Raw genomic sequence first — 2,110 nt, forward strand, 5'->3', positions numbered from 1 at the left:
CCGTCTACCAGATCGCCAGCTTCATGCTGATGCGCAATCCGGTGACCTGGCGCTGGAGCCATGCCCGCCACCACACCGACACGATCATCGTCGGCCGCGACGCCGAGATCGCGGTGATGCGTCCGCCGGACCTGCTGCGCGCCGCACTCGCCTTCACCGGTGTTCTCGATTTCCGCTATTCGCTGCCGACGCTGGTGCGCAATGCGTTCGGCAGCATCTCGCCGGACGAGAAAAGCTTTATTCCCGAGATGGAGCTTCACAAGGTGGTCACAGCCGCGCGCTGGCATGTCGCCATCTATGTCGGGGCGATCGGGCTGGCGCTTTATCTGTGGTCGTTCCTGCCGCTGGTGCTGATCGGCCTGCCGCGCCTCTACGGCAGCTGGCACATGGTGCTGACCGGCCTGCTGCAGCATATCGGGCTGGCCGACAATGTCACCGACCACCGGCTGAACACGCGCACCGTCTACATGAACCCCATCAGCCGCTTCATCTATTGGAACATGAACTATCATGTCGAACATCACATGTTTCCGATGGTGCCCTATCACGCGCTGCCGAGGCTGCACGAATTGATCAAGCACGATCTGCCCGAGCCGAACCCTTCGATGTGGCATGCCTATCGCGAGGTCTGGCCGGTGCTGCTGAAGCAGCTTCAGTACGAGGATTATTTCCTCAAACGTGAATTGCCGCCGACGGCGCGGCCGTACCGGGACGAATTCCATGCACTGACCGTTCCGGCGGCGGCGGAATAGGGAAAAGCAGATGGCCGACTGGGTTGAAGCGTGTGGCGTCGACGATGTCGAGGAAGAGGATGTCATCCGCTTCGATCATGGCGGCCGTACCTTCGCCATCTATCGCAGTCCCGATGACGAGTACTTCGCAACCGACGGATACTGCACGCATGAGAAGGCGCATCTGGCCGATGGGCTGGTGATGGACGACATCATCGAATGCCCCAAGCACAATGGCCGCTTCAACTACAAGACGGGCGTGGCTCGAGGCGCACCGGTATGCGTCAATCTCGCCACCTATCCAGTGAAGGTCGAGGCTGGCAAAGTGATGATCCAGATCGGCTGACCTGCCGCCGAATGCAACTGAGGGAACCCTTTTGATGAGCCGAAAAAGACCGACGGTGGCGGATTTGCGCGCCATGAAGGGCAAGCGACAGCTGACCATGCTGCGTGTGCTGACGATGGACGAGGCCGAGGCCGCGGAGCGCGCAGGGGTCGACATCGTCTCGGTGCCGCCCGAATTGGTGCTCAACCCTGAGTACCGCGACGCGGCGCCCAGCCTGTTCACCATGCCGGGCGACAATTTCTACGAGATCGGCACGGCGGACGATTTCGTGCGCTGGGCCTTCCGGCTCTACAAGGCCGGCGCCGACGCGGTCTATTGCAGCGCCGGCTACGCCACGATCAAGCGGATGGCCGATGACAATATCCCGGTGATCGGCCATGTTGGCCTCATTCCTTCCCGCGCGACCTGGACTGGCGGCTTCAAGGCGGTCGGCAAGACCGCCGACACCGCCATGGATATCTTCGCGGCGGTGAAGCAGCTGGAGGCTGCAGGCGCCATCGGCGCCGAGATCGAGGTGGTGCCGGTCGAGGTGGCCAAGGCGATCTCGGAGCGGACGTCGCTGATCATGCTGTCGATGGGAGCGGGTACCGGTTGCGATGCGCAATATCTGTTCGCCGACGACATTCTCGGCCAGAACCGTGGCCACATGCCCCGTCATTCCAAGGTGTATCGCAATTTCGCCGCCGAATATGATCGTTTGCAGGCCGAGCGTATCGCCGCGTTTTCGGAATATGTTGCCGACGTGAACAGTCTCGCCTATCCCGAAGACAGGCATGTGGTGCATATGGATCCGGCTGAACTCAGCCTGTTCATGAAGAGGGTCGACGGGGCGTGAAATCTCAAGGCAATGATGCGACGGACGAGGCCGCGCCGGTTCATATTCTCACGCTTTCCTGCGAGGATCGGCCGGGGATCGTCGCCGCCGTCACGGCGGAGCTTGCCGCGAACGGCGCCAACATCGCCGAAAGCAGCCAGTTCTGGGACCGGCAGACCAATCGCTTTTTCATGCGGATCGCCTTCATCAGCCCGCCAG

4 protein-coding genes are annotated in these 2,110 nt (G+C 61.7%); all 4 read left to right on the forward strand.

Features of this window, described 5'->3' with window-relative positions; translation table 11 throughout:
* On the forward strand, positions 1 to 752 hold a 752-nt coding region (locus EN925_RS33085; protein ID WP_128337246.1), incomplete at its 5' end, for a fatty acid desaturase.
* Between the two features lie 10 nt (positions 753 to 762).
* Complete coding sequence (locus tag EN925_RS33090; protein WP_013530832.1) at positions 763 to 1,077, forward strand: MocE family 2Fe-2S type ferredoxin; 315 nt, start codon at positions 763 to 765, stop codon at positions 1,075 to 1,077.
* A 34-nt stretch (positions 1,078 to 1,111) separates the two neighbouring features.
* Complete coding sequence (locus tag EN925_RS33095; RefSeq protein WP_127366970.1) at positions 1,112 to 1,912, forward strand: 3-methyl-2-oxobutanoate hydroxymethyltransferase; 801 nt, start codon at positions 1,112 to 1,114, stop codon at positions 1,910 to 1,912.
* Positions 1,909 to 2,110: ACT domain-containing protein (locus EN925_RS33100; protein ID WP_128337247.1), on the forward strand; the 202-nt coding region annotated here is incomplete at its 3' end. The genes EN925_RS33095 and EN925_RS33100, both read left to right, overlap by 4 nt.

The sequence above is a fragment of the Mesorhizobium sp. M7A.F.Ca.US.006.04.2.1 genome (assembly GCF_004022915.1).
Classification (GTDB): Bacteria; Pseudomonadota; Alphaproteobacteria; order Rhizobiales; family Rhizobiaceae; genus Mesorhizobium; species Mesorhizobium ciceri.

Coding starts and splice junctions, on each gene's coding strand:
- EN925_RS33090 (WP_013530832.1), top strand. CDS start 763: ATGGCCGACTGGGTTGAAGCGTGTGGCGTCGACGATGTCGAGGAAGAG.
- EN925_RS33095 (WP_127366970.1), top strand. CDS start 1,112: ATGAGCCGAAAAAGACCGACGGTGGCGGATTTGCGCGCCATGAAGGGC.